The organism is Sphingomonas larreae (assembly GCF_051400595.1).
In the GTDB taxonomy this organism is placed as follows: Bacteria; Pseudomonadota; Alphaproteobacteria; order Sphingomonadales; family Sphingomonadaceae; genus Sphingomonas.
The window spans coordinates 435,481-457,002 of record NZ_JBLFFI010000003.1; the positions used below are offsets into that span (position 1 = coordinate 435,481).

General features: G+C 67.8%; 24 protein-coding genes. 6 read left to right on the top strand and 18 right to left on the bottom strand.

Annotated features, from left to right (window positions below):
* Positions 1 to 74 precede the first annotated feature (74 nt).
* Positions 75 to 1,040, top strand: a complete 966-nt coding sequence (locus ACMGDM_RS13610) for an SPFH domain-containing protein (RefSeq protein ID WP_436804647.1) — start codon at positions 75 to 77, stop codon at positions 1,038 to 1,040.
* Positions 1,037 to 1,483, top strand: coding sequence for an NfeD family protein (locus tag ACMGDM_RS13615; protein ID WP_436804648.1), 447 nt, complete (start codon positions 1,037 to 1,039; stop codon positions 1,481 to 1,483). The genes ACMGDM_RS13610 and ACMGDM_RS13615 overlap by 4 nt, the downstream gene beginning before the upstream one ends.
* Before the next feature lie 223 nt (positions 1,484 to 1,706).
* Here ACMGDM_RS13615 and ACMGDM_RS13620 read toward each other — a convergent pair whose 3' ends face one another.
* The 13 genes from ACMGDM_RS13620 to rpsB all read right to left on the bottom strand — a co-directional run bounded on the left by ACMGDM_RS13620 (position 1,707) and on the right by rpsB (position 13,752).
* On the bottom strand, positions 1,707 to 2,030 hold the full coding sequence (locus ACMGDM_RS13620; protein WP_436804649.1) for a PilZ domain-containing protein: 324 nt from the start codon (positions 2,028 to 2,030) through the stop codon (positions 1,707 to 1,709).
* Between the two features lie 36 nt (positions 2,031 to 2,066).
* Positions 2,067 to 2,297: a 50S ribosomal protein L31 gene (rpmE, locus tag ACMGDM_RS13625; RefSeq protein ID WP_183943387.1), complete on the bottom strand. Its 231-nt coding sequence runs from the start codon at positions 2,295 to 2,297 to the stop codon at positions 2,067 to 2,069.
* A gap of 99 nt (positions 2,298 to 2,396) precedes the next feature.
* Entirely contained in the window at positions 2,397 to 2,909 is a 513-nt protein-coding gene (fabZ, locus tag ACMGDM_RS13630) for a 3-hydroxyacyl-ACP dehydratase FabZ (RefSeq protein ID WP_436804650.1), read from the bottom strand.
* Complete coding sequence (locus tag ACMGDM_RS13635; protein ID WP_436804651.1) at positions 2,906 to 3,565, bottom strand: OmpH family outer membrane protein; 660 nt, start codon at positions 3,563 to 3,565, stop codon at positions 2,906 to 2,908. Before ACMGDM_RS13635 ends, fabZ begins: the two co-directional genes overlap by 4 nt.
* Positions 3,565 to 6,237 carry an outer membrane protein assembly factor BamA gene (gene bamA / locus ACMGDM_RS13640; RefSeq protein WP_436804843.1) on the bottom strand — a complete coding sequence of 891 codons (2,673 nt, stop codon included), beginning with the start codon at positions 6,235 to 6,237 and terminating at the stop codon, positions 3,565 to 3,567. Before bamA ends, ACMGDM_RS13635 begins: the two co-directional genes overlap by 1 nt.
* Before the next feature lie 124 nt (positions 6,238 to 6,361).
* Complete coding sequence (locus tag ACMGDM_RS13645) at positions 6,362 to 7,495, bottom strand: M50 family metallopeptidase (RefSeq protein ID WP_436804652.1); 1,134 nt, start codon at positions 7,493 to 7,495, stop codon at positions 6,362 to 6,364.
* Positions 7,492 to 8,649 carry a 1-deoxy-D-xylulose-5-phosphate reductoisomerase gene (locus ACMGDM_RS13650; RefSeq protein WP_436804653.1) on the bottom strand — a complete coding sequence of 386 codons (1,158 nt, stop codon included), beginning with the start codon at positions 8,647 to 8,649 and terminating at the stop codon, positions 7,492 to 7,494. The genes ACMGDM_RS13645 and ACMGDM_RS13650 overlap by 4 nt, the downstream gene beginning before the upstream one ends.
* Entirely contained in the window at positions 8,646 to 9,458 is an 813-nt protein-coding gene (locus tag ACMGDM_RS13655; RefSeq protein ID WP_436804654.1) for a phosphatidate cytidylyltransferase, read from the bottom strand. The genes ACMGDM_RS13650 and ACMGDM_RS13655 overlap by 4 nt, the downstream gene beginning before the upstream one ends.
* A gap of 10 nt (positions 9,459 to 9,468) precedes the next feature.
* Positions 9,469 to 10,200 (bottom strand): isoprenyl transferase, encoded by a 732-nt coding sequence (locus tag ACMGDM_RS13660; protein ID WP_436804655.1) that lies wholly within the window; start codon positions 10,198 to 10,200, stop codon positions 9,469 to 9,471.
* A gap of 28 nt (positions 10,201 to 10,228) precedes the next feature.
* Positions 10,229 to 10,786 carry a ribosome recycling factor gene (frr, locus tag ACMGDM_RS13665; RefSeq protein WP_436804656.1) on the bottom strand — a complete coding sequence of 186 codons (558 nt, stop codon included), beginning with the start codon at positions 10,784 to 10,786 and terminating at the stop codon, positions 10,229 to 10,231.
* A complete protein-coding gene (gene pyrH, locus ACMGDM_RS13670; RefSeq protein ID WP_436804657.1) occupies positions 10,773 to 11,516 on the bottom strand; it encodes a UMP kinase in 744 nt (247 codons plus the stop codon). Before pyrH ends, frr begins: the two co-directional genes overlap by 14 nt.
* Positions 11,517 to 11,867: 351 nt before the next feature.
* A complete protein-coding gene (gene tsf / locus ACMGDM_RS13675) occupies positions 11,868 to 12,803 on the bottom strand; it encodes a translation elongation factor Ts (protein ID WP_436804658.1) in 936 nt (311 codons plus the stop codon).
* Positions 12,804 to 12,966: 163 nt separating this feature from the next.
* Positions 12,967 to 13,752 (bottom strand): 30S ribosomal protein S2, encoded by a 786-nt coding sequence (gene rpsB, locus ACMGDM_RS13680; protein WP_436804659.1) that lies wholly within the window; start codon positions 13,750 to 13,752, stop codon positions 12,967 to 12,969.
* Positions 13,753 to 14,068: 316 nt separating this feature from the next.
* On the opposite strand from rpsB, the gene ACMGDM_RS13685 reads away from it, so the two are divergent.
* A complete protein-coding gene (locus tag ACMGDM_RS13685) occupies positions 14,069 to 14,317 on the top strand; it encodes a hypothetical protein (RefSeq protein WP_436804660.1) in 249 nt (82 codons plus the stop codon).
* Here the strand turns inward: ACMGDM_RS13685 and ACMGDM_RS13690 are convergent.
* From ACMGDM_RS13690 to ACMGDM_RS13700, 3 genes are read right to left on the bottom strand one after another with little or no spacing between them, the layout of a single operon-like run.
* Entirely contained in the window at positions 14,256 to 15,065 is an 810-nt protein-coding gene (locus tag ACMGDM_RS13690; protein WP_436804661.1) for a CDP-alcohol phosphatidyltransferase family protein, read from the bottom strand. The genes ACMGDM_RS13685 and ACMGDM_RS13690 overlap by 62 nt on opposite strands.
* Before the next feature lie 2 nt (positions 15,066 to 15,067).
* Positions 15,068 to 15,790: a phosphatidylserine decarboxylase gene (locus ACMGDM_RS13695; protein ID WP_183920016.1), complete on the bottom strand. Its 723-nt coding sequence runs from the start codon at positions 15,788 to 15,790 to the stop codon at positions 15,068 to 15,070.
* 59 nt (positions 15,791 to 15,849) lie between these two features.
* Positions 15,850 to 16,215, bottom strand: coding sequence for a hypothetical protein (locus ACMGDM_RS13700; RefSeq protein WP_436804662.1), 366 nt, complete (start codon positions 16,213 to 16,215; stop codon positions 15,850 to 15,852).
* Positions 16,216 to 16,500: 285 nt separating this feature from the next.
* On the opposite strand from ACMGDM_RS13700, the gene ACMGDM_RS13705 reads away from it, so the two are divergent.
* Positions 16,501 to 17,721 (top strand): NADP-dependent isocitrate dehydrogenase, encoded by a 1,221-nt coding sequence (locus ACMGDM_RS13705; RefSeq protein WP_436804663.1) that lies wholly within the window; start codon positions 16,501 to 16,503, stop codon positions 17,719 to 17,721.
* Between the two features lie 65 nt (positions 17,722 to 17,786).
* Here the strand turns inward: ACMGDM_RS13705 and ACMGDM_RS13710 are convergent, their stop codons facing one another.
* Together ACMGDM_RS13710 and ACMGDM_RS13715 are read right to left on the bottom strand one after the other, a co-directional pair.
* Positions 17,787 to 18,050: a hypothetical protein gene (locus ACMGDM_RS13710; protein WP_436804664.1), complete on the bottom strand. Its 264-nt coding sequence runs from the start codon at positions 18,048 to 18,050 to the stop codon at positions 17,787 to 17,789.
* A gap of 51 nt (positions 18,051 to 18,101) precedes the next feature.
* Positions 18,102 to 18,239 carry a hypothetical protein gene (locus tag ACMGDM_RS13715; RefSeq protein WP_436804665.1) on the bottom strand — a complete coding sequence of 46 codons (138 nt, stop codon included), beginning with the start codon at positions 18,237 to 18,239 and terminating at the stop codon, positions 18,102 to 18,104.
* A gap of 123 nt (positions 18,240 to 18,362) precedes the next feature.
* Between ACMGDM_RS13715 and ACMGDM_RS13720 the strand changes: the two genes are divergently transcribed.
* Positions 18,363 to 20,141: a cation:proton antiporter domain-containing protein gene (locus tag ACMGDM_RS13720; RefSeq protein WP_436804666.1), complete on the top strand. Its 1,779-nt coding sequence runs from the start codon at positions 18,363 to 18,365 to the stop codon at positions 20,139 to 20,141.
* 55 nt (positions 20,142 to 20,196) lie between these two features.
* Entirely contained in the window at positions 20,197 to 21,360 is a 1,164-nt protein-coding gene (locus tag ACMGDM_RS13725; RefSeq protein WP_436804667.1) for a glycosyltransferase family 4 protein, read from the top strand.
* The last annotated feature ends 162 nt before the right edge of the window (positions 21,361 to 21,522 follow it).

Below are 21,522 nucleotides of genomic sequence, written 5' to 3' on the forward strand. Positions count from 1 at the left end.
TCTCGCTAGGCCCCCCGCCCCGCACCGGCTATGATAGCGGCGCGATCGCGGTGAGATCGCGGGGGAGAGAGACGATGACCGTGACGCTGGCCCTGTTGTTCCTGGCGCTGGTCGTCTTCTACCTGCTGACGAGCATCAAGATCGTCCGCCAGGGCTATCAGTACACGATCGAGCATTTCGGCCGCTACACCGGCACTGCCGCACCCGGCTTCAACTTCTACCCGGCCTTCTTCTACCGCGTCGGCCGGCGCGTGAACATGATGGAGCAGGTGATCGACATTCCCGGGCAGGAGATCATCACCAAGGACAATGCGATCGTCTCCACTGACGGCGTCGTCTTCTTCCAGGTGCTCGACGCCGCCAAGGCCGCCTATGAGGTGTCCGACCTTTATGTCGCCTTGCTCCAGCTGACGACCACCAACCTGCGCACCGTGATGGGATCGATGGACCTCGACGAGACGCTGTCGAAGCGCGACGAGATCAACGCGCGGCTGCTCTCGGTGGTGGATCACGCCACCGTGCCCTGGGGGGTCAAGATCACGCGCGTCGAGATCAAGGACATTCGGCCGCCCGCCGACATCGTCGCGGCGATGGGCCGCCAGATGAAGGCCGAGCGTGAGAAGCGCGCCAACATCCTCGACGCCGAGGGCTCGCGCGCCTCCGAGATCCTGCGCGCCGAGGGGCAGAAGCAGGCGCGCATCCTTGAGGCCGAGGGCCGCCGCGAGTCGGCCTATCGCGACGCCGAGGCGCGCGAGCGCGCCGCCGAGGCCGAGGCCAAGGCGACGAAGGTCGTGTCCGACGCGATCTCGGCGGGCGGGACGCAGGCGATAAATTATTTCGTCGCGCAGAAATATGTCGAGGCCGTCGGCAAGTTCGCGACCAGCCCGAATGCCAAGACGATCCTCTTCCCGGTCGAGGCAACCCAGCTGATCGGCACCTTGGGCGGGATCGGCGAGCTGACCAGGAGCGTGCTCGCGCCGACGGATTCGCCCGAGACGCCGCTCGATCTGCCGCGCTCGGCGCTCGACCCGCAGCGATGAGCTGGGATTGGCTGGGTGAACCAGGCGCGGCGTGGGTCGCCGCGGCGCTGCTGCTCGGCATCGCCGAGCTGGCCGTGCCGGGCGTGTTCCTCGTCTTTCTGGCGCTCGCGGCGGCGGTTACCGCGGCGATCAGCTATGCGATCACGCCGCTGCCGCTTGCGGCACAGCTCGTCTCCTTCGCCTTGTGGAGCGCGGTTGCGGTGACCGTCGGGCGGCGCTGGTACCGCGACTATCCCGTCCCCGGCGGCGACGCGCGGCTCAACGACCGCGCGGCGCGGCTGGTCGGAGAGGTGAGCCGGTTGGAGAGCGCGATCGTCGACGGCCGGGGCCGCGTCGCAGTGGGAGACGGCAGCTGGCCCGCGCGCGGCCCCGATCTGCCCGCTGGCGCGCGGGTGCGGATTGTCGCAGTGCGCGACGGCGTGGTGTGCGTGGAGGAAGCGTAAAGGCGTGCGCGAGAGCGCCACGCCTTTCGGCGAGGCGCCCCGGTCCAGTGAAAGCGCCGGTCCCAACCTCATCCTGTACTTGGCTCGGGCTGTGCCGCTCCGTTGACGGCAGGAGGCGCCTGCCGACCGGCGATCCTGCAACGCGTTCAGGGTGACGCCGGCGGAGAGGGCTCGCGGGAAGGCGCGCAGCATTCGTTGCAACGTCCAAACAGCGCGTCGCTCTTCAATGCGGCAAACCGTATCGCATCGCCAGCGACTCGAACGTCTCGTCGGTCAAAGGGGAAAGGAACTGGCAGCCGGCGACCAGATCGTCCGCCCAGACCACGATCGCGGCGACCACGCCCAATCCAGGGATGTTGAGCCAGATCGACTCGTTCCGCGCCATTGCGGAAAAGGTCAGCAGCCGACAACCGTGCAGCGAGAGATCGATCACCTTGCACAAGGTGCGTGCCATGCCGCTCTGCTCGACCGGTGCCTCGACCGTCACCGAATGGCGGCGGCCGCGACGGACCGGGCGCTCGGCAGGGGCATATTCGGCAGCGAACATGGCGGCGATGCTACGCCGCCATGCCTAACAACGGGTTTACTTACGCAGCGTAAGCCCGCCGCCGAAGCGCTTGTTGAAGCGCGCGACCTGGCCACCCTGATCGAGCATCTGCCCCTTGCCGCCGGTCCAGGCCGGATGCGCGAGCGGGTCGATCTCGAGCGTCATCACGTCGCCCTCCTTGCCCCAGGTGGAGCGAGTCTCGTAGACGGTGCCGTCGGTCATCTGCACCTTGATCATGTGATAGTCGGGGTGGGTATCTTTCTTCACGGTCACGCTCCTGAGGTGGCTGGTTCCGACCAGCCTGGGACAGCAAGCCGCGCGCCCTACAGCGCGCGTTCGGCAAAGTCAAAGTGCAGTGGGTCGGTGCTACGCCGCGGCGGGTGGGTCGGCGATCATCGCGGTGAAATTGGCCTCGGCGGCCACCACACCGTCGATCTTCGCGACCCCGGCGAACTTGCACACCGCACTGCGCTTCTGGACGAACTCGACCTCAAGCGAGAGCAATACGCCCGGCTCCACCGGCTTGCGAAACTTCGCGCCTTCGATCGCCATGAAATAGACCAGCTTACCCGAGCCGGCGAGGCCAAGGCTCTCGACTGCCAGCACGCCCGCGGCCTGCGCCAGCGCCTCCACGATCAGCACGCCCGGCATGATGGGGCGGCCGGGAAAATGACCCTGGAAGAAGCTTTCGTTGATCGACACCGCCTTGGTGGCGCGGATCGAACGGTCACGCACCAGCGTCTCGACGCGATCCACCAGCAGCATCGGATAGCGATGCGGCAGCAGCGCCATCACGCGGGTGACGTCGAACGGGCCGATCGGCCCGTTCGACTCACCGCCGGCCCCGCCGGGTGACTGACCGAGCGGGGCGTCGCTCATCGACCGGTCGGCGCGCGATTGTTGGTCGCGGGCGCAGCGGCAGCCGGCGCAGCGGCAGCAGCGCCGCCGTCCTGCTGACCGGGCTGCCAGTTGGCCGGCGGCGTGATGCCGACGGTCGGCACCGCGCGGTCGAGCTCGGCGGTGATCGCCGAGGTGATGTCCGCAGTCGGCTGCGCAAAGAGCGCGGCGTTGGGGCGCAGCAGCAGGCTGACGTTCTTGGCGCGCGTCGCGGCGCCGATCGCGTCCTGCAGCTTGGCGGAGATCTGCTCGATCGCATAGGCCTGCGCGCGCGAGGCCGGGGCGGTGAGCCGCTGCAGCTCGGTGTTCGCGCTCTGCTCGCGCGTCTGGATCGCCTGTAGCTGCGGGCGGAGCGACGCCTCGCTCGCGCCGGGTGCGGCCGCCGCCTTCTGGTACGCGGCGACGAGCGGCTGGAGCTCGGTCTGGATCGCCTGGCGGCGCGTGTTGGCCTGATCGAGCTGCGCCTTATACTGGGTCTGGATCTGCGTGCGCGCGGTCGCCCAGGCCTTCGAATTTGCCACGGCCGCCTCGGGATCCGCAATCGCGACACCGCCAACCTGCGCGGTCGCCGCAGGGGCGCTGAGCGCGGCCGGCGCAACCAGCGAGGCGGCGAGCAGGAGATGCTTGAAGGTGGTCATCAGAACTGAGTCCCTACATTGAAGGTAATGAGCTTCTTGTCGTCGCCGGGCTGGGTCACCAGCGCCTTCGCAAGATCGATCCGCAGCGGGCCGAACGGCGAGTTCCAGTTGACGCCGACACCCACCGAGACGCGCGGACGGGCCGAGTCACCGAGGAAGGTCTCGACAAACGGCTGCGACGCGATCTGCGCGGTGTTGGGCACCACGCCGTTGCACGCGCCGTTCGCGCCCGGAATGCCGGCGGCGCAGGTGGTGGAAACGCTGAGACCGTCGGCATTGGTATAATAATAGAGCGGGATCTTGTCGGTGTTGTTGTTGTACACCGGCAACGGCAACACCACGGTGTTGCCGTTGGCGTCCTTGGTCGTCGGGAACACCGCGGTGGGCAGCGGGCGGGTGATGTTGAACAGGCTGCCGACCTGCGCATAGATCGACGGCCGCAGCCCCAGCTCGCGCGCACCCGAGCCGAGCGGGATCTCGATCTCGAAGCGGCCGAGGTAATAAGCGTTGCCGCCGAGCGCATCGTCGATGACCTGATCGCGATCGGTGATCAGCACCTGGGCGCCATTCGCGTCATTGGTGAAATACTGCCGCTTCACGCGCGGGCCGACGCCACGAATGTCGAAACCGCGGAACTGCGGCTCCCCGAGATAGAAGCGGTCGGTGATGCGGACGCGATCGCGTCCTTCGCCGCGCGACTTCTCGAGCGAGCGGATATAGCCGCCCTCGCCCACGATCGACGCGATGAAGCCGCTGCCGATGTTCCAGAACTTCGACCCCTCGACGCGGGTACGAACGTACCGCACCGATCCGCCGAGACCGGCGAAGTCCTGGCTGAACACGAAGCGCTGGCCGGCGGTGGGGCGCAGACGGCTGTTGAGGCTGTCGTAGATCAGCGAGTAACCGACCATCGACGTCAGCCGGTTGCCAAGCGAGTCGCAGAGGTAACGCCCGGCCTTGAGTGGATCGCACTCGCCGTTGGTGAAGAAGGAGTTCTCATCCAGCCCGACCTTGTCGTACGAGAAGGTGTAGCGGCCGGCCAGCTGCCAATATTCGGTCAGCGGCACGCCGGTGCGGATCTGGAAGCCGGTTGACACCTGGCTATAGGTGGTGCGGCGATCGGTGCCGTAAAAGTTGAACGAATTATAGTCTCGCCGGAACAGGTCGACGCCGAGAGCGATGTTCTTGTCAAAGATGTACGGCTCGGTGAACCCCAGCTCGATCGACTTGGAGTAGCTCGAGTAATTCACACCGGCACGGAGCGTCTGCCCCTTGCCGCGGAAGTTGTTCTGGGTGATGTTCGCCTGGATGATGAAGCGCTCGAGGCTCGAGAAGCCCGCCGACAGCTGGAGCTCACCGGTCGACTTTTCCTCGACATTGGCCTCGAGCACGACCCGGTCGGCCGAGCTGCCCGGCGTCTGCTTGATCTCGAACTTGTCCTGGAAATAGCCCAGGCTGTTGATGCGATCCTGCGAGCGCTTGACTTGGAAGCTGTTGAAGGCGTCGCCTTCGGCGAGGCGGACCTCGCGGCGCACCACCTTGTCCTGCGTCTGCGTGTTGCCGGTGATGTCGATCCGCTCGACATAGGTGCGCTGCGCCTGACCGATGTGGAAGTTGATCGACATCGTGTGCGCGTCGGAATCGCGCTGGAACTCCGGCTGCACTTCGGTAAAGGCATAGCCGAACAGGCCAGCGGTTTCGCTGAGATGCTCGACCGTGTCCTCGACCAGCTTGGCGTTGTACCAGTCGCCCTTCTTGATGCCGAGCGTCCCGGCCATCTTCTTGCCATCGAAATCGCGAATGTCGCTGTCGACCGTGACGTCGCCAAACTTGTAGCGATCGCCCTCCTCGACCACGTAGGTGATGATGAAGTCCTTGCGGTCCGGCGTCAGCTCGGCCACCGCCGAGGTCACGCGGAAGTCGGCATAGCCTTCGGTGAGGTAGAATTGCCGCAGCTTCTGCTGGTCATAGGCAAGCCGGTCCTGGTCGTATGACGTGCCGGACGACAGGATGCGGAAGAAGCGCGCCTCCTTGGTGGCCATCTGCGCGCGCAGCTTGCCGTCGTCGAACACCTTGTTGCCGAGGATGTTGATCTGGCGGACCTTGGATTTCGGCCCCTCGCTCACCTCGAAGATCACGTCGACGCGGTTCTGGTCGAGGCTGACCATCTTGGGCTGAACCGTCGCGGCGAAACGGCCTTGACGGCGGTACAGCTCGATGATCCGCGCCACGTCGGCGCGCACCGCCGAGCGGGTGAAGATCTGGCGCGGCTTGAGCCGTACCTCCTTGCCGATCTTGTCTTCCTTGAGGCGCTTGTTACCCTCGAAGATGACCCGGTTGATAATCGGGTTCTCACGCACGCGAATGACGATGTTGCCGGTCGCGGCGCCGTCGATAGACACATCGGCGAACAGGTCGCTCGCGTAGAGGTCCTTGATCGCCTGATCGAGCGTCTCGTTGGTATACGTCTGCCCCTGACGCAGCTTGGTGTAGCTGAGCGCGGTCTCGGGCTCGATCCGCTGCGTGCCGTCGACGCGCAACGTCGTGATCGTGCGTGCGGCCGGCGGAGCCGCGGCAGGAGCCTGGGTTGGCGGCGCGGCGGTGGTCGAGGGCGTCGCGGCGGGCGCAGGGCGGGTCTGCGCCGCGGCGGCCAGCGGCACGCCGGCCAGCATCGTGCAGCCCAGCAAGGTCGCCGAGGCACGCGCCCGCGAAGTTGAAACGTTCAGCACCGTCACCTAAATCCCACCCGAGAGAAACCGCCTCGCATGCGGCTCGCGCCGCCCTGCCTTACCTTCGTCACCCGATCAAGCCGGCCAGATGCTGCCACAGCCCGCGATTGCCGAGGTCGTTGAAGGTCACCAGCAGCATCAGCGCCAGCACCGCCGCCAACCCGCCCCGGAACGCCCATTCCACCACATACGCGGGGGCGGGTTTCCGCCGCACCGCCTCGATCGCGTAGAAGAAAAGATGCCCGCCATCGAGCATCGGCACTGGCAAAAGGTTGATGAACCCGAGATTGATCGAAACGAGCGCGATCAGGAACACGAATTCGTCCGGCCCCAGCGTGAACTGCTCGCCCGAGGCTTTGGCGATCGATAATGGCCCGCCGAGCTCCTTCACCGAGCGCCGCCCGGTGACGATCTGCCCGATCGTCTCTACCATCATGCCGACGATCTGCCCGGTGCGCCGCACCGCGACCAACGGTGCCTCGAACACGCCTACCGGGGTGATGACGGGCGCGACCGGCGCGATGCCGAGCAGGCCAACGCGATACTCATTGCCGAACCGATCGCGCTGGCGCTGCGTGCCGATCGTCGCCTCAATCGAGGCGGGCCGATCGGCACGGACGTAATCGACGCGGATACGCTCACCGGCACGGATTTTCACGTAGCGGACCATGTCCTCGAACGTGTCCATCTCGCGCCCGCCCAGTGCCACCACACGGTCGCCGGCGCGCAGGCCCGCCGCTGCCGCCGCGGTGCCGGGCAGCGCCTCGCCCACCACCGCGGGGGTACGCGCGTCGCCGTACGCGAGCGCGAACCCGGCGAGGATTAGCACCGCCAGGACGAAGTTCACCACTGGACCGGCGGCGACGATGATGGCGCGCTGCCACACCGGCTTTGCCTGGAAGGTACGGGCGCGCTCTGCAGCGGGAAGCGCGAGCCACTCGGCGCCGGGCTGGCTCGCCGGGTTCATGTCACCGGCGAAGCGGACATAACCGCCAAGCGGTAGCCAGGCGAGCTTCCAGCGGGTGCCGCGCCGGTCGGTCCAGCCCGCGATCTCGCGCCCAAAGCCGATCGAGAACGCCTCGGCGTGGACGCCGAACCAGCGCCCCGCCAGATAATGTCCCATCTCATGCACGAAGACGAGCGGGCCGATCACCAGGACAAAGGCCAGAGCGGTAATCAATACGCCAGGGGTCTGGATCAAGCGACGCCATCCTTCACGCGCTCACCGGCCCTTCTCCGCGCCTCCGCGTCGATCGCGAGCACCGCGTCGAGCGTCTCCGGCGCGGCCGGGTCGTAGCGCTGTAGCGTATCGTCGACGATTGCGGCGATTTCAAGAAAGCCGATCGCACCGGCGAGGAAAGCGGCCACCGCCACCTCGTTCGCGGCGTTGAGGATCGCCGGCCGCGCCCCGCCCGCTTCAGCGGCGTCGCGCGCGAGGGTCAGCGCGTGGAACCGCAGCGCGTCGGGCGCCTCGAAGTCGAGCCGGCCGAGCTTGACGAGATCGAGCGGTGCCATCGGGGTCGCCATCCGCTCGGGCCAGGCGAGGCAATGGGCGATTGGCACGCGCATGTCGCTCGGACCAAGCTGCGCCAGCATCGAGCCGTCGACGTAATCGACGATGGAGTGGATCACGGATTGCCGATGGATGACGATCTCGATCCGCTCGGGCGGCACCGGGAACAGCCGCGCCGCCTCGATCAGCTCGAGCCCTTTGTTCATCATCGTCGCGCTGTCGACCGAGATCTTGGCGCCCATTGACCAGTTCGGGTGCGCCACCGCCTGCGCGGGCGTCACCGCAGCCATCTGCTCGAGCGACCAGTCGCGGAACGGCCCGCCGCTCGCCGTCAGGATGATCCGCCGCACGTTCTCGGGGCGGGTCGGATCGAGACACTGGAACACCGCATTATGCTCGCTGTCGGCGGGCAGCAGCGTGGCGCCATGCGCGCGCGCCGCGGCGGTGATGATGTCCCCCGCCGAGACGAGCGGCTCCTTGTTGGCCAGCACCACCGTACCGCCGCGCTCGATCGCCGCCAGCGTGGGGCGCAATCCGGCGCAGCCGACAATCGCGCCCATCGTCCAGTCCGCGCCGGACGCGGCGGCATCGCACACCGCCTGCGCGCCGCCCGCCACCGCCGTGCCGGTGCCCGCGAGCGCATCACGCAGCGCGGGAAGGCACGCCTCGTCCGCCACCACGGCGAGCTCTGCGCCGGTGCGGATCGCCGCAGCGGCGAGCCGTTCGACGTCGCCATTGGCGGTGAGCGCAACGACACGGAAGCGCTCGGGCTCGCGCTCGATCAGGTCGAGCGTCGAGGTTCCCACCGATCCGGTCGCGCCCAGAACACTGACCGTCCTCACCCGAAAGCACCCAGCGATACCACCAGCAGCGCGGCAGCCGGCGCTACCGGCACCAGCCCGTCGAGCCGGTCAAGCACGCCGCCGTGGCCCGGCAGGATGTTGCCCGAGTCCTTCACGCCGGCGCGACGCTTGAGCCAGCTTTCATAGAGATCGCCGCCCTGCGCGAGCACCGCGAGCAGCGGCGAGGCCAGCGCGAGCGGCGCCGGCAGCCCCGCCGCGGCGTAGAGCACCGCGCCGAGCGTGCTGGCGGCCGCGGCACCGCCGACCAGCCCGGCCCAGGTCTTGTTAGGGCTAAGCCGCGGCGCCAGCTTGGGACCGCCGATCGCCCGGCCGGCGAAATAGGCGCCGATATCGCACGCCCATACCAGCGACATCGCCCAAAAGGTCTCGAGCAAGCCGTCACCCTGGCGGCGCAGGACCACCAACGCGAGCACCGGCAGCGCGCAATACACCACCCCAAGCGCGAGCTGCGGCAGGCGGGTGACGATGACGACGAAGAACGCGCCGCCCGCGATCAGCCCCAGCGTGAAGAATGGCCGCGGCTCAATGATCAACCACGCCGGCGCCATCGTCGCGAGCGGCACGCTCAGTGCAAATTGCGCCAGTCGCTTGGTCTTGGGTGGGACCTTCTGCAGGTCGGACCATTCCGCCATCATGAACAGCGCAATGACCACCGCGAGCAGCCAGAAGACGATATCGCCGAGCAAGAGTGCGACGCTCGCAACCGCGATCATCGCCGCGCTGGCGATCATCCGCAGCCTCAGATTGGACGGGGTACGCAGCTTGGCGTCGGGCGGCGGTGCAGTCATGAAAAGGAGGTCACAGCCCGCCGTAGCGGCGCTGGCGCTTGCCGAACGAGTCGAGCGCGGCGGCGAGCGCGGCGGCGTCGAAATCGGGCCACAGCGTATCCACGAACAGCAGCTCGGCATAGGCCGCCTGCCACAGCAGGAAGTTGGACAGGCGCTGCTCGCCCGAGGTGCGGATCAGCAGGTCGAGCGGCGGCAGGTCGCGTGTCTCCAGCTCGGCTTCGATCGCGGCGGAGTCGATCGTCTCGGGCGCGAGCCCGCCGTGCGCCGCGCGTTCGGCGAGGCGACGGGCGGCCATGACCAGCTCGGCCTGCGCGCCATAATTGAGCGCGATCGCCAGGATCGGCCCGGTGTTGGCAGCGGTGCGCGCCAGTGCGTCGTCGACCAGCTCGACCACGTCGGCGGGAAAGCGGCGATAGTCGCCGAGCACACGCAGCCGCACGTTCTCTCGCACCAGTTCGGCCAGATCGTTGCGGATGAAGAACTTGAGCAGCTTCATCAGCGCGCCGACCTCTTCCTCCGGGCGGCGCCAATTTTCTGAGGAGAAGGCATAGAGCGTCAGCGCCTCGAGCCCCAGCGCGCGCGCGGCGCGGGTGACCGAGCGTACCGCCTCGACCCCGGCGCGGTGCCCGGCGGCACGCGGCAGGTGGCGCTGCGCAGCCCAGCGGCCGTTGCCGTCCATGATGATGGCGACGTGGCGCGGCAGCATCGACGGTGCCTCGCGCGGCATCGCGGCGGTCGCCATCAGCCCTGCCTCCCAGGCGCGAGCGACGTCACTTGTTGAGGATTTCCTTTTCCTTCGCGGCCGATACCGAGTCGATGTCGGCGATCGTCGCGTCGGTCAGCTTCTGCACCTCGGTCTCTAGGCGCTTGCGCTCGTCCTCCGAGATCACGCCCTTCTTCTCGTCGGTCTTGAGCGCGTCCATGCCGTCGCGACGGACGTTGCGCACCGCGATCTTGGCCTTCTCCGAATATTGCCCGGCGAGCTTGGCGAGCTCCTTGCGGCGCTCTTCGGTGAGGTCGGGGATCGGCAGGCGCAGCGTCTGACCGTCGTTGATCGGGTTGAGTCCGAGCCCGGCGGAGCGGATCGCCTTCTCGACCGGGCCGACATTGGTCTTGTCCCACACCTGCACCGACAGCATGCGCGACTCCGGCACCGACACGGTCGCCACCTGGTTAAGCGGCATGTGCGCGCCGTACACCTCGACCGTCACCGGATCGAGCAGCGAGGTCGAGGCGCGGCCGGTGCGCAGGCCGGCCAGGTCCCCCTTGAGCGACTCCACCGCGCCGTTCATGCGGCGCTCCAGGTCGGCCTTGTCATACGCGGGCATCGGTCGTCTCCACTTCCTTCTGCACCACCGTCGACACGCCCTCACCACGCAGCACGGCAGCGAAATTGCCATGCTCGCGGATGTTGAACACGACGATGGGAATATTCGAATCCCGGCACAGCGCCACCGCGCTGGCGTCCATCACCTTGAGGTTTTTGGCCAGCACCATGTCGTAGCTGACCGTTTCGTAGCGGGTCGCCTGCGGGTCTTTCTTCGGATCGGCGTTGTACACGCCGTCCACCGACGTGCCCTTGAACAGCGCGTCGCAGTTGAGCTCCGCAGCCCGCAACGCGGCGCCCGAGTCGGTGGTGAAGAAGGGAGAGCCGACGCCCGCGGCGAAGATCACGACCCGCCCTTTCTCCAGGTGGCGCTCGGCGCGGCGGCGAATGAAGGGCTCGCATACCGACTGCATCGGGATGGCCGACTGCACCCGCGTATCGACTCCGATCTGCTCGAGCGCGTTCTGCACCGCGAGCGCGTTCATGACGGTGGCGAGCATCCCCATATAATCGGCGGTGCCGCGCTCGAAGCCCTTGGCCGCCGCGGCGAGCCCGCGGAAGATATTGCCCCCGCCGACGACGACGCACAGCTCGTAGCCTTGCGCTTTCACGTCCGCGATCTCTTCCGCGACACGCGCGGTGACAGCGGGGTCGATCGCGAGACCGCCCTCACCCATCAGCACTTCGCCGGAGAGTTTCAGCAGGATGCGTTTGTAGCGGGGCTGGGTCATCGGGTCTCGTTTTACAGGGGTCGGAGCGGCGCGGACCCTAGGCGGCGGGTCGGCGGCTGGCAATGGGTTGACACGGTCGGGGAGACGGGAGGTGAGCGGGTGAGGAGCCCACAAGATCCTCCCCGCTCGGGGACCATGCGCAGCATGGTAAAGAAGCTTTCCCCGGGCGCTGCGCCGCGGGACGAAAACTCTACGCCACCGCTGCGCTGCGTCGAGAGCCCCCTCCGCCACCGGCCTGCGGCTGGCGCCCCCCTCCCCGTGCCGGAAAGGATTTTACCCCCAAACGCGAACCGCCGCCCCGGCACGTCGGCCGGGGCGGCGGCGCATTGTCCGAAACGGACGGTTCAGGCGTCAGACGCCCTGCGGCACGCCCGAGGCAGCGGCAACCTCGGCGGCGAAGTCGGACACTTCCTTCTCGATGCCCTCGCCGAGCTGGAAGCGGACATAATCCACCAGCTTGATCTCGGCGCCGGCGTCCTTGCCCGCCTTGGCGACGACGTCGCTGATCTTGGTCTTGCCGTCCATCACGAACAGCTGGCTGACCAAAGCGTGCTCCTTACGGTACTTGGCAATGGAGCCCTCGACCATCTTGGCGATGATGTCAGCCGGCTTGCCCGACTCACCCGCCTTCTCTGCCGCGATCGCGCGCTCGCGCTCGATCTCGGCCTCGTCCAGGTCCTCCTCGTTGAGCGCCTTCGGGAACGCCGCGGCGATGTGCATCGCCAGCTGCTTGCCGAGACCCTGCAGCACCTCGTCCGACGCTGCGCTCTCCAGCGCGACGAGCACGCCGATCTTGCCGAGGCCCGGCGCCTGCTGATTGTGAACATAGGCCACGACCGCACCCTGGCTCACCGACAGCGAGCGCGCGCGGCGGATCGACTGGTTCTCGCCGATCGTCGCGATATTGTTGGTCAGCGCCTCGGCGACGGTGGTGCCCGACGGCATCTGCGCCGCCTTGATCGCCTCGACGTCGCCGCCGCTGGCGAGCGCGATCTGGGTGACCTCGCGGACGAAGTTCTGGAACTGCTCGTTCTTGGCGACGAAGTCGGTCTCCGAGTTGACCTCGACCGCGGCGCCCTTGGTGCCGCTCACCGCGACGCCGACCAGGCCCTCGGCCGCGGTGCGGCTCGACTTCTTCTGCGCAGCCGCGAGGCCCTTGGTGCGCAGCCAGTCCAGCGCGGCGTCCATGTCGCCCGAGGTCTCGTTGAGCGCCTTCTTGCAGTCCATCATGCCCGCGCCGCTCTTCTCGCGCAGGTCCTTGACCATCGCTGCCGTGATGTCGGCCATCTTCTTGTCCTCAGCTGGTTTTTGCATCGACGCGCGACGATCGGTGAATCGCCGCGCGCCGAGGGGGATCGAGGGAGGCCGCGACTTAGGCAGCCTCCGTGACAATCGTGCGTCCGCACGGTGCGTGCCCACGTGCCGGGCCCACCCTGCGCGGACGCGCGGGTCAGGCGGCGGCGGGCTCGGCCGCGGGCGTCTCGACCGTGAGCGCCTGCTCGGCGGGCGGCTCGCTCATCGCGCCCAGGTCGACGCCACGGCCGGCCTGCTGCTGCTGGTTGCCGCGCGTCGCCGCAATGGCGATCGCCTCGCAGTACAGGCGGATGGCGCGCGCCGCATCGTCGTTGGCGGGCACCGGGAAGGCGATGCCGTCCGGCGACACGTTCGAGTCGAGGATCGCGACGACCGGGATGCCGAGCGTGTTGGCCTCCTTGATCGCGAGCTCCTCCTTGTTGGCGTCGATCACGAACATGACGTCCGGGATGCCGCCCATGTCGCGGATGCCGCCCAGCGAAAGCTCAAGCTTGTCGCGCTCGCGGGTGAGCTGCAGCACTTCCTTCTTGGTAAGGCCGGCGGTGTTGCCCGACAGCTGCTCCTCAAGCGCCTTGAGCCGCTTGATCGAGTTGCTGATCGTCTTCCAGTTGGTCAGCATGCCGCCGAGCCAGCGGTGGTTGACGAAATGCTGGCCGGCGCGACGGGCGGCCTCGGCGACCGGCTCCTGCGCCTGACGCTTGGTACCGACGAACAGCACCTTGCCGCCCGACGCCACCGACGAGCTGACGAAGTCGAGCGCGCGTGCGAACAGCGGCACGGTCTGCGACAGGTCGATGATGTGGACGCCGTTGCGCTCGCCGAAGATGTAGGGCTTCATCTTCGGGTTCCAGCGGTGCGTCTGGTGGCCGAAGTGAGCGCCGGTCTCAATGAGCTGCTGCATCGTGACGACAGGTGCCGCCATAATCATATTCCTTCCGGTTAAGCCTCTGGGAAGCGAGTGACGCGGCCTCGAAGGCCAGCGCACCGGTAGATGATGCTTCCCATGCGGGGTTGAGGCGGGCGCCTTAGCCGAATGCAACATCTCGTGCAACCTTCGGGTAAGCGCTTGACAGGAGCGAACATAGCTGGAACAAGGCGTTAGAACACAGCGGGAACAGAAAGCGCGGCGGGATCATTTCGGGTCCGGTACGGACCAGTACCGGTCTGGGATTGATTTCGGAACCCTCTAAAGTCGCAGAGGTTCTAATGGCCGACGCGCGCGGAACGGGAGTCGAACAATGATGACGATGATGACCTTCGCGATCTTCGGCGGCGCGCTCTCAACGGTCGGCTACGCGCTGCACGCGACGCTTGCTCCCAATCTCGACAAGATCGCCGAAGCGCTGCGCGGCGAGTTTGCTCCGACGTTGGCGGTACGGCCTGCGCCGCTTGCGACGCTGGTGCGGGCGGAGCGTCGGATCGCAGTCAGGCGCTGGGCGGGCTCGGCGTCGCCGGCAATGGCGCCGCGCCAGCGCGGAGCCGCTTGACCCGCGCGTAGCTGGCCACGCTGAACGGCATCGCGGCGATATAGGCGATCCCTGCCGCGGCCGCGGTCTGCCATGGCGCGCTCACCGCTGCGGCGCCTACCGCTACCACCACGGCAATGGCCTCGAAACGGATGTTGGGACGGAGCCGCAGCGACGACCAGGAGAAGGTCGCGAGGCTCGACACCATCAACAGCGCGATGGCGACCGTCCAGGGTGCGACCAGCCGCGGGTCGCGCCACAGCGGCACGTCGGTGACGAACCACAGGAACATGGGCAGCATTGCCAGCCCCGCGCCGGCCGGCGCGGGCACGCCGGTGAGGAAGCCGGCCGACTTGTGCGGCTGGTCGTCAGCGTCGATATTGGCATTGAAGCGCGCCAGCCGCAGCGCGCAGAACACCGCCAGCACCAGCGCCGCCATCCAGCCGAAGCGCGGCAGCGCATGGAGCGACCAGAGATACAGGATCAGCGCCGGCGACACGCCGAACGAGATCGCATCCGAGAGCGAATCAAGCTCGGCGCCGAAGCGGCTCTCGCCGTGGAGCATGCGCGCGACACGCCCGTCGAGCCCGTCGAGCACGCCGGCGAGCAGCACCATCGCCACCGCCAGCTCCCAATGACCCGAGATTGCAAAACGAATCCCCGACAGGCCGGAGCAAAGCGCCAGCGCGGTGACCGCATTGGGCGCGACCGCCCGCAGCGGGAGTCCGCCGGGCGGGCGACGCAGCGGGCGGCGTGCGGGACGGCGCATCGTTACTGCGCGACGCCGCTGACGCGCTCGGCGCCGAAGCGCGCCAGCACCGTCTCGCCCGCGATCGCGCGCTGACCCAGCGCCACCTGCGGCGCGTAACCCTCGGGCAGGTAGACGTCGACGCGGCTGCCGAACCGGATCAGCCCGACGCGCTGCCCCGCGGCGACAATGTCGCCGATCTTGGCGAAGCCGACGATGCGGCGCGCGACGAGCCCTGCGATCTGGGTGAAGCCGACGCGGCGACCGTCAAAGCCCTCGACGACGAAATGCTGGCGCTCATTCTCCTCCGACGCCTTGTCGAGGTCGGCGTTGAGGAACTTGCCCGAGATATAGACCACCTGGCGGATCGTACCCGCGATCGGCGAGCGGTTGATATGAACGTCGAACACCGACATGAACACCGACACGCGCACCATCGGCATCTCGCCGAGATCGCCGATCAGCTCGCGCGGCACGGGCACGCGCTCGATCATCGTGATCAGCCCGTCCGCAGGCGAGACGATCAGGTCGTCGCCCATCGGCGTGGTGCGCACGGGATCGCGAAAAAAGGCCGCGACCCACAGGGTGAGGCCCAGGAACGGCCAGAAGAACACCTTGGACACGATCGTCATCAGCAATGTGATGCCGAACGCTATTGCGGTGAATTTCTGCCCCTCGGGGTGGACGGCGGGGAAGCGCCACTTCACGGTCGTGGTGACGACCGGCGGCTTGTCGAGCGAAGTCATCGCTTCGTCCTATCGACCGGCGCGCGCGGTGACAACGCGCTTGCGGGTCGGCGTCGCCGTCACAGGTCGGTCGTCCGGCACCAGCGATAATGCGCGCCGGCGCGCAGATCGGTGTAGCTGGTGTGGCTGTCGATGCGGATCTTCAATCGCTCGGCGGCACGATACTGGCGCGGCCCGCCATATTGCAGGCAGCTCTGCCGCAGCGTGTAACGCTGGCCGATGCGGGCGAGGATGCGCGCGTGACACTGGCCGGCCTTGCTGGAGCCGATCCCGTCCCCCTGATAGTCGCGCAGCGCGACGTTGGGAGCGCCCCGACAGGGTGTGCCGGCCTCGACATAATAGCCGTGCGTCAACGGGAGCGTGTCGGCGAGCGCCGGGGCGGGCAGCAACAGCGCAAGCACGGCGGGAAAACGGATTGTTCGCATCGTCGCCTCGAACGGTGGTGGGGGCGAAAGGGTCCCACGACACCGAGGCCAGCACCTTCTGCCTTCCGGTTCGAGCGAGATCATCCCCCCAGCGTCATCCTGAACTCGCTTCAGGATCCGCGGTCTCACAGGCATCGCCGCCGCTGAGTGTGCGGCACGGTGGATCCTGAGACGAGCTCAGGATGACGGCGCGAGAGAAGGAAGCTGCGCGCCCCGCCTCCCGGTTGATCCTCCGCGCCCTTGCCCCTATCGACCGCGGCAACGCTTCTCAGCAAGGACACCGGCATGGCCAAGATCAAGGTGAAGACGCCCGTCGTGGAGATCGATGGCGACGAGATGACGCGCATCATCTGGGAGTGGATCCGCGAGCGCCTGATCAAGCCGTATCTCGACATCGACCTCGATTATTACGACCTTGGCATCGAGCACCGCGACGCCACCGACGACGCCGTCACGGTGGAGAGCGCCAAGGCGATCCAGAAGTACGGCGTCGGCGTGAAGTGCGCCACGATCACGCCCGACGAGGCGCGCGTCGAGGAGTTCGGCCTCAAGAAGATGTGGCGTTCCCCCAACGGCACGATCCGCAACATCCTCGGCGGCGTGGTCTTCCGCGAGCCGATCGTGATGAAGAACGTGCCGCGCCTGATCCCGGGCTGGACCCACCCGATCGTGGTCGGCCGCCACGCCTTCGGCGATCAGTACAAGGCGACCGACTTCAAGGTGCCCGGCAAGGGCAAGCTGACGATGAAGTGGGAAGGCGAGAACGGCGAAAGGATCGAGCACGAGGTGTTCGACTTCCCCTCGGCGGGCGTTGCGATGGGCATGTACAACCTCGACGAGTCGATCCGCGACTTCGCGCGCGCCTCGCTCAACTACGGCCTCGGCCGTAACTGGCCGGTATATCTCTCAACCAAGAACACCATCCTCAAGGCCTATGACGGCCGCTTCAAGGACATCTTCGCCGAGGTGTATGAGAGCGAGTTCGTCGACCAGTTCAAGGCCGCGGGCATCGTCTACGAGCACCGCCTGATCGACGACATGGTCGCCTCGGCGCTTAAGTGGAACGGCGAGTTCGTCTGGGCCTGCAAGAACTATGACGGCGACGTCCAGTCCGACCAGGTCGCGCAGGGCTTCGGCTCGCTCGGGCTGATGACCTCGGTGCTGATGACCCCCGACGGCAAGACGATCGAGGCCGAGGCGGCGCACGGCACCGTCACCCGCCACTATCGCCAGCACCAGCAGGGCAAGGCGACCTCGACCAACCCGATCGCCTCGATCTTCGCCTGGACCGGCGGGCTCAAGTATCGCGGCAAGTTCGACGGCACGCCCGACGTCACGCGCTTCGCCGAGACGCTCGAGCAGGTCTGCGTCGAGACGGTCGAGAGCGGCGACATGACCAAGGACCTCGCCATCCTGATCGGCCCCGACCAGAAGTGGATGACGACCGAGCAGTTCTTCGAGGCGGTTCGGGTCAACCTCGAAAAGAAGATGGCGAGCTGGGCCTGAGCAGCCGGGGCGGTCGCCGCGGCGGCCGCCCCTTCCTCAATGTCGATCGCGCGAGCGACGCGGCCTCAGCGGCGGCGCAGTTCCACTACCAGCCCGCCGTCCCCACGCAGCACCACCGGCGTGCTGCCCGGCATCGGCACCGCCTCGCGTAGCTCGACGGTGCGCGTACCGCCGCAACCTTCCTCCACCGGGCGCGCCCAGCGCACCGTCACCGCCAGCATCGCGGCCTGGCCGCCACGCTCGGAGGAGAGCTGAACGCTCACCTCATTCTGCGCGCCATAGCCGAAGCTCGGCGTACGCGGGCAGCCCTCCGGCTGTGGCTCCTGCACGGTCTGGCGGAAGCTGCTGGCACCGCGCGTCGCAACCCAGAGCGTGCCGTCCTACAAGATCGCGCCGGGCGCCTTGACCAAGACGGCCAGGCGAGTCCGCTCGCCCGACGTGACGTCCTGCGCGACATAGACGGGCGGCGCAGGCGGCGCGTAGGTGATGGCCTGCGTGAGCAGCAGGAGCGGCAACATGAGGTATCTCCCTGATAAAGCCCCTCCAGCCTGCCGCGGCGCAACTTAACGAAGTGTCGCCGATCCCTTTTTTTCTCCCGACCCGGCGCGACAAGCGCGATCGATCCCGCTTACAATCTCACCATGGCAATCGGACTTCAGAATGAGGGCTTCAGCGACGCGCTCGTGATCCTCGGCGCGGCTGGGCTCGTCATCCCGGCGTTCGCGCGCTTCCGCATCAGCCCGGTGATCGGGTTCATCCTCGTCGGCGTGCTCGTCGGGCCCGCCGGGCTCGGCGCGCTCGTGCCGCGTGCGCCCTGGCTCTATTATCTCACCATCTCCGATCCCGAAGCGATCGAGCCGTTCGCCGAGTTCGGCATCGTGCTGCTGCTCTTCTCGATCGGGCTCGAACTGTCGTTCCGCCGATTGTGGGCGATGCGTCAGCTGGTGTTCGGCACCGGACCGATGCAGCTGCTCGGATCCGCCGCCCTGGTGGGCGTCACGCTCCATTATCTCGGTCAGGGCTGGAGCGGCTCGGCCGGGCTCGGTCTGGCGCTCGCGCTGTCGAGCACAGCGCTGGTGCTCCCGCTGGTGGGTACGTCGAGCCCGGTCGGCCGCGGCGCCTTCGCGATCCTGCTGTTCCAGGATCTCGCTTTGGTGCCGATCATCTTCGCACTGGGCGCGATGGCGCCGACCGTAGGAGACGCTGGCTGGGCCGGCATCGCCGGGGTCGCGCTGCGCGGCGCGCTCACCGTCGTAGCGATGTACGTCGGCGGACGGCTGGTGCTGCCGCGGTTGTTCGCGCAGGCGGCGCGGACCAAGAGCCCGGAGCTGTTCCTGGCGGCGTCGCTGCTGGTGGTGATCGTCGCCAGCGTCGCCACCACCGCGGCCGGACTGTCGCCGATCGTCGGCGCGCTGCTCGCCGGGCTGCTGATCGCCGAGACCGAATATCACAGCGAGGTCGAGGTGATCACCGCGCCGTTCAAGGGTCTCGCGCTCGGCGTGTTCCTGATCACCGTCGGGATGAGCCTCGATCTCAAGCTGATTCTGGCCAATTGGGGGTCGCTGCTCGCCGCGGTGGTTGGCGTGGTGACCGCCAAAGCAGTGGTGACTTATCTGCTGCTGCGCGTCGCCAACGCACGCCGCGGCATCGCGGCGGAGACCGGCCTGCTGATGGGCAGCCCGTCCGAGACGACGCTGATCGTGCTCGCCACCGCGGCGCAGGCGCAGCTGATCCTCCCCTCCACGGCGGCCTTCTGGCAGACGGTGACCGCGATCGGGCTGACGCTCACCCCGCTGCTTGCCAAGCTCGGCCGTACCGTATCGCGCCGGATCGAGGGTCGCGATCCGCTGCCTGACGCGGTCTCCGCCGAACAGGGCATGCGCGCCGTGGTGTTCGGCTTCGGCCGCGTCGGCCAGCTCGTCGCGGACATGCTCGCGCGCCACCAGCAGCCTTATGTCGCCGTCGAGGCCGACATTGACGCGGTCGCCGCGGCGCGCGCCGCCGGCTATCCCGTGGTGTTCGGCGACGTGTCGCGCGCCGAGTTGATCGAGCGGCTCGACCTCGCCCGGGCGCGCGCGCTGATCCTGACGATGGACGATCCGGTGCTGACCGTGCGGCTGGCCCGGCGGCTGCGCGAGTCCTTCCCGGACCTGCCGATCATCGCCCGCGCGCGTGACACCGTCCACGCCGCCGAGCTGTACAAGGCTGGCGTCACCGATGCGGTGCCCGAGACGCTGGAGAGTTCGCTGCAGCTCTCGGAGGCGGTGCTCGTCGATCTCGGTGTCGCGATGGGGCCGGTGATCGCCTCGATCCACGACAAGCGCGACGAGCTGCGCCAGACGATCCGCCGCGTCGCCATGCTCGACCGCGAGCCGCGCATACGCCGGCTGCGGCGCAGCGACGAGATCGAGCCGGCCTGACCCGTTATGCCGATGAGCCGCGATTTTGCCGCAGATTGGGACTAGCGGGCGCACGATGAGTTCGTCTCCCGCCCATCCCGCCGCCACGCCCCGGGTCGCCTTCTTCAGCGGCAACTACAATTACGTCCGCGACGGCGCCAACCAGGCGCAGAACCTGCTGGTCGGCCATCTGCTCGACCGCGGCGTGGCGGTGCGCGTCTACTCGCCGACGACACCCACCCCCGCGTTCGAGGCACGCGGTACGGTAGTGGACGTGCCCGCGATCCCGATGCCGGGCGGCCGCGGCGAATATAAGCTCGGCCGCGGACTGCCGTCGCGCCCGCGCCGCGACCTGGAGGCGTTCGCGCCCAATATCGTCCATGTCTCATCGCCCGAGTTCCTCGGCCATGCCGCGGTGACTTGGGCACGGCAGCACGGCATCCCGGTCGTATCCGCGGTGCACACCCGGTTCGAGACGTACTTCGAATATTACGGCCTCGCCGTCGTGCAGCCGGCGATCAAATGGATCCTGCGGCGCTTCTACGATCGCTCCGATCGCGTGCTGGTGCCGACGCCGTCGATGGCGGAGGTGATCCGCGGGCTCGGCGTCACCACGCCGGTCGCGCTATGGGGTCGCGGCGTCAACCATCGCCGCTTCCACCCGTCCGCACGCGATCTGGCATGGCGGCGCTCGCTCGGAATTGACGACGAGGAACTGGCGATCGGCTTCCTCGGCCGCCTCGTGCTCGAGAAGGGGCTGGGGGTGTTCGCGGAAGTGCTCGCGCGGCTCGATGCGCTCGGGGTGCGACATCGCGTCCTGATCGTCGGCAAGGGGCCGGCACGCGACTGGTTCGCCGCGCGCGTCCCGCAGGCGGCGTTCGCCGGTTTCCAGAGCGGCGACGACCTCGGCCGCGCGGTCGCCTCGATGGACCTGCTGTTCAACCCGAGCGTCACCGAGACCTGGGGACAGGTGACGTCCGAGGCCATGGCCGCCGGGGTACCCGTGGTCGCGGCGCGCGCGACCGGCGCGATCGACCTGCTCGAGGACGGTGTCACCGGCCGGCTGGTCACGCCGCAGGACATCGACGGCTATGCCGCGGCGATCACGGGGCTGGCGGCTGATCCCGCCGCGCGCTTCGCGATGGGTGCCGCGGCGCACGAGCGTGCAAAGAGCTTCCGCTGGGACACCGCGAACGAGGCGGTGCTCGACGTCTATCGCGAGCTGCTCACGAGGCGGTGAAACGGTCGGAGGCGGCCTGCATCCGACAAGAAACGCCGCCCCTGACGCTTGAGCGTGCCCCGGCGAAGGCCGGGTGAACTGAGGAAGGTGGAGGTGAGAGCCGCGAGCGTTCCCACCTTCTCCCGCCTTTCGCCGAGGCACGCTCAGGATAAAACGTCCTCC

Bases quoted from the DNA above. Each gene is read 5' to 3' on its own strand.
- ACMGDM_RS13695 (WP_183920016.1), bottom strand. From the start codon at position 15,790: ATGACTTCGCTCGACAAGCCGCCGGTCGTCACCACGACCGTGAAGTGG.
- tsf (WP_436804658.1), bottom strand. From the start codon at position 12,803: ATGGCCGACATCACGGCAGCGATGGTCAAGGACCTGCGCGAGAAGAGC.
- frr (WP_436804656.1), bottom strand. From the start codon at position 10,786: ATGCCCGCGTATGACAAGGCCGACCTGGAGCGCCGCATGAACGGCGCG.
- rpsB (WP_436804659.1), bottom strand. From the start codon at position 13,752: ATGGCGGCACCTGTCGTCACGATGCAGCAGCTCATTGAGACCGGCGCT.
- ACMGDM_RS13720 (WP_436804666.1), top strand. From the start codon at position 18,363: ATGGCAATCGGACTTCAGAATGAGGGCTTCAGCGACGCGCTCGTGATC.
- ACMGDM_RS13700 (WP_436804662.1), bottom strand. From the start codon at position 16,215: ATGCGAACAATCCGTTTTCCCGCCGTGCTTGCGCTGTTGCTGCCCGCC.
- pyrH (WP_436804657.1), bottom strand. From the start codon at position 11,516: ATGACCCAGCCCCGCTACAAACGCATCCTGCTGAAACTCTCCGGCGAA.
- ACMGDM_RS13685 (WP_436804660.1), top strand. From the start codon at position 14,069: ATGATGACGATGATGACCTTCGCGATCTTCGGCGGCGCGCTCTCAACG.
- ACMGDM_RS13610 (WP_436804647.1), top strand. From the start codon at position 75: ATGACCGTGACGCTGGCCCTGTTGTTCCTGGCGCTGGTCGTCTTCTAC.
- ACMGDM_RS13635 (WP_436804651.1), bottom strand. From the start codon at position 3,565: ATGACCACCTTCAAGCATCTCCTGCTCGCCGCCTCGCTGGTTGCGCCG.
- ACMGDM_RS13725 (WP_436804667.1), top strand. From the start codon at position 20,197: ATGAGTTCGTCTCCCGCCCATCCCGCCGCCACGCCCCGGGTCGCCTTC.
- ACMGDM_RS13690 (WP_436804661.1), bottom strand. From the start codon at position 15,065: ATGCGCCGTCCCGCACGCCGCCCGCTGCGTCGCCCGCCCGGCGGACTC.
- ACMGDM_RS13615 (WP_436804648.1), top strand. From the start codon at position 1,037: ATGAGCTGGGATTGGCTGGGTGAACCAGGCGCGGCGTGGGTCGCCGCG.
- fabZ (WP_436804650.1), bottom strand. From the start codon at position 2,909: ATGAGCGACGCCCCGCTCGGTCAGTCACCCGGCGGGGCCGGCGGTGAG.
- ACMGDM_RS13715 (WP_436804665.1), bottom strand. From the start codon at position 18,239: ATGTTGCCGCTCCTGCTGCTCACGCAGGCCATCACCTACGCGCCGCCT.
- ACMGDM_RS13620 (WP_436804649.1), bottom strand. From the start codon at position 2,030: ATGTTCGCTGCCGAATATGCCCCTGCCGAGCGCCCGGTCCGTCGCGGC.
- ACMGDM_RS13660 (WP_436804655.1), bottom strand. From the start codon at position 10,200: ATGGCGACCGCCGCGATGCCGCGCGAGGCACCGTCGATGCTGCCGCGC.
- bamA (WP_436804843.1), bottom strand. From the start codon at position 6,237: ATGCTGGCCGGCGTGCCGCTGGCCGCCGCGGCGCAGACCCGCCCTGCG.
- ACMGDM_RS13655 (WP_436804654.1), bottom strand. From the start codon at position 9,458: ATGACTGCACCGCCGCCCGACGCCAAGCTGCGTACCCCGTCCAATCTG.
- ACMGDM_RS13705 (WP_436804663.1), top strand. From the start codon at position 16,501: ATGGCCAAGATCAAGGTGAAGACGCCCGTCGTGGAGATCGATGGCGAC.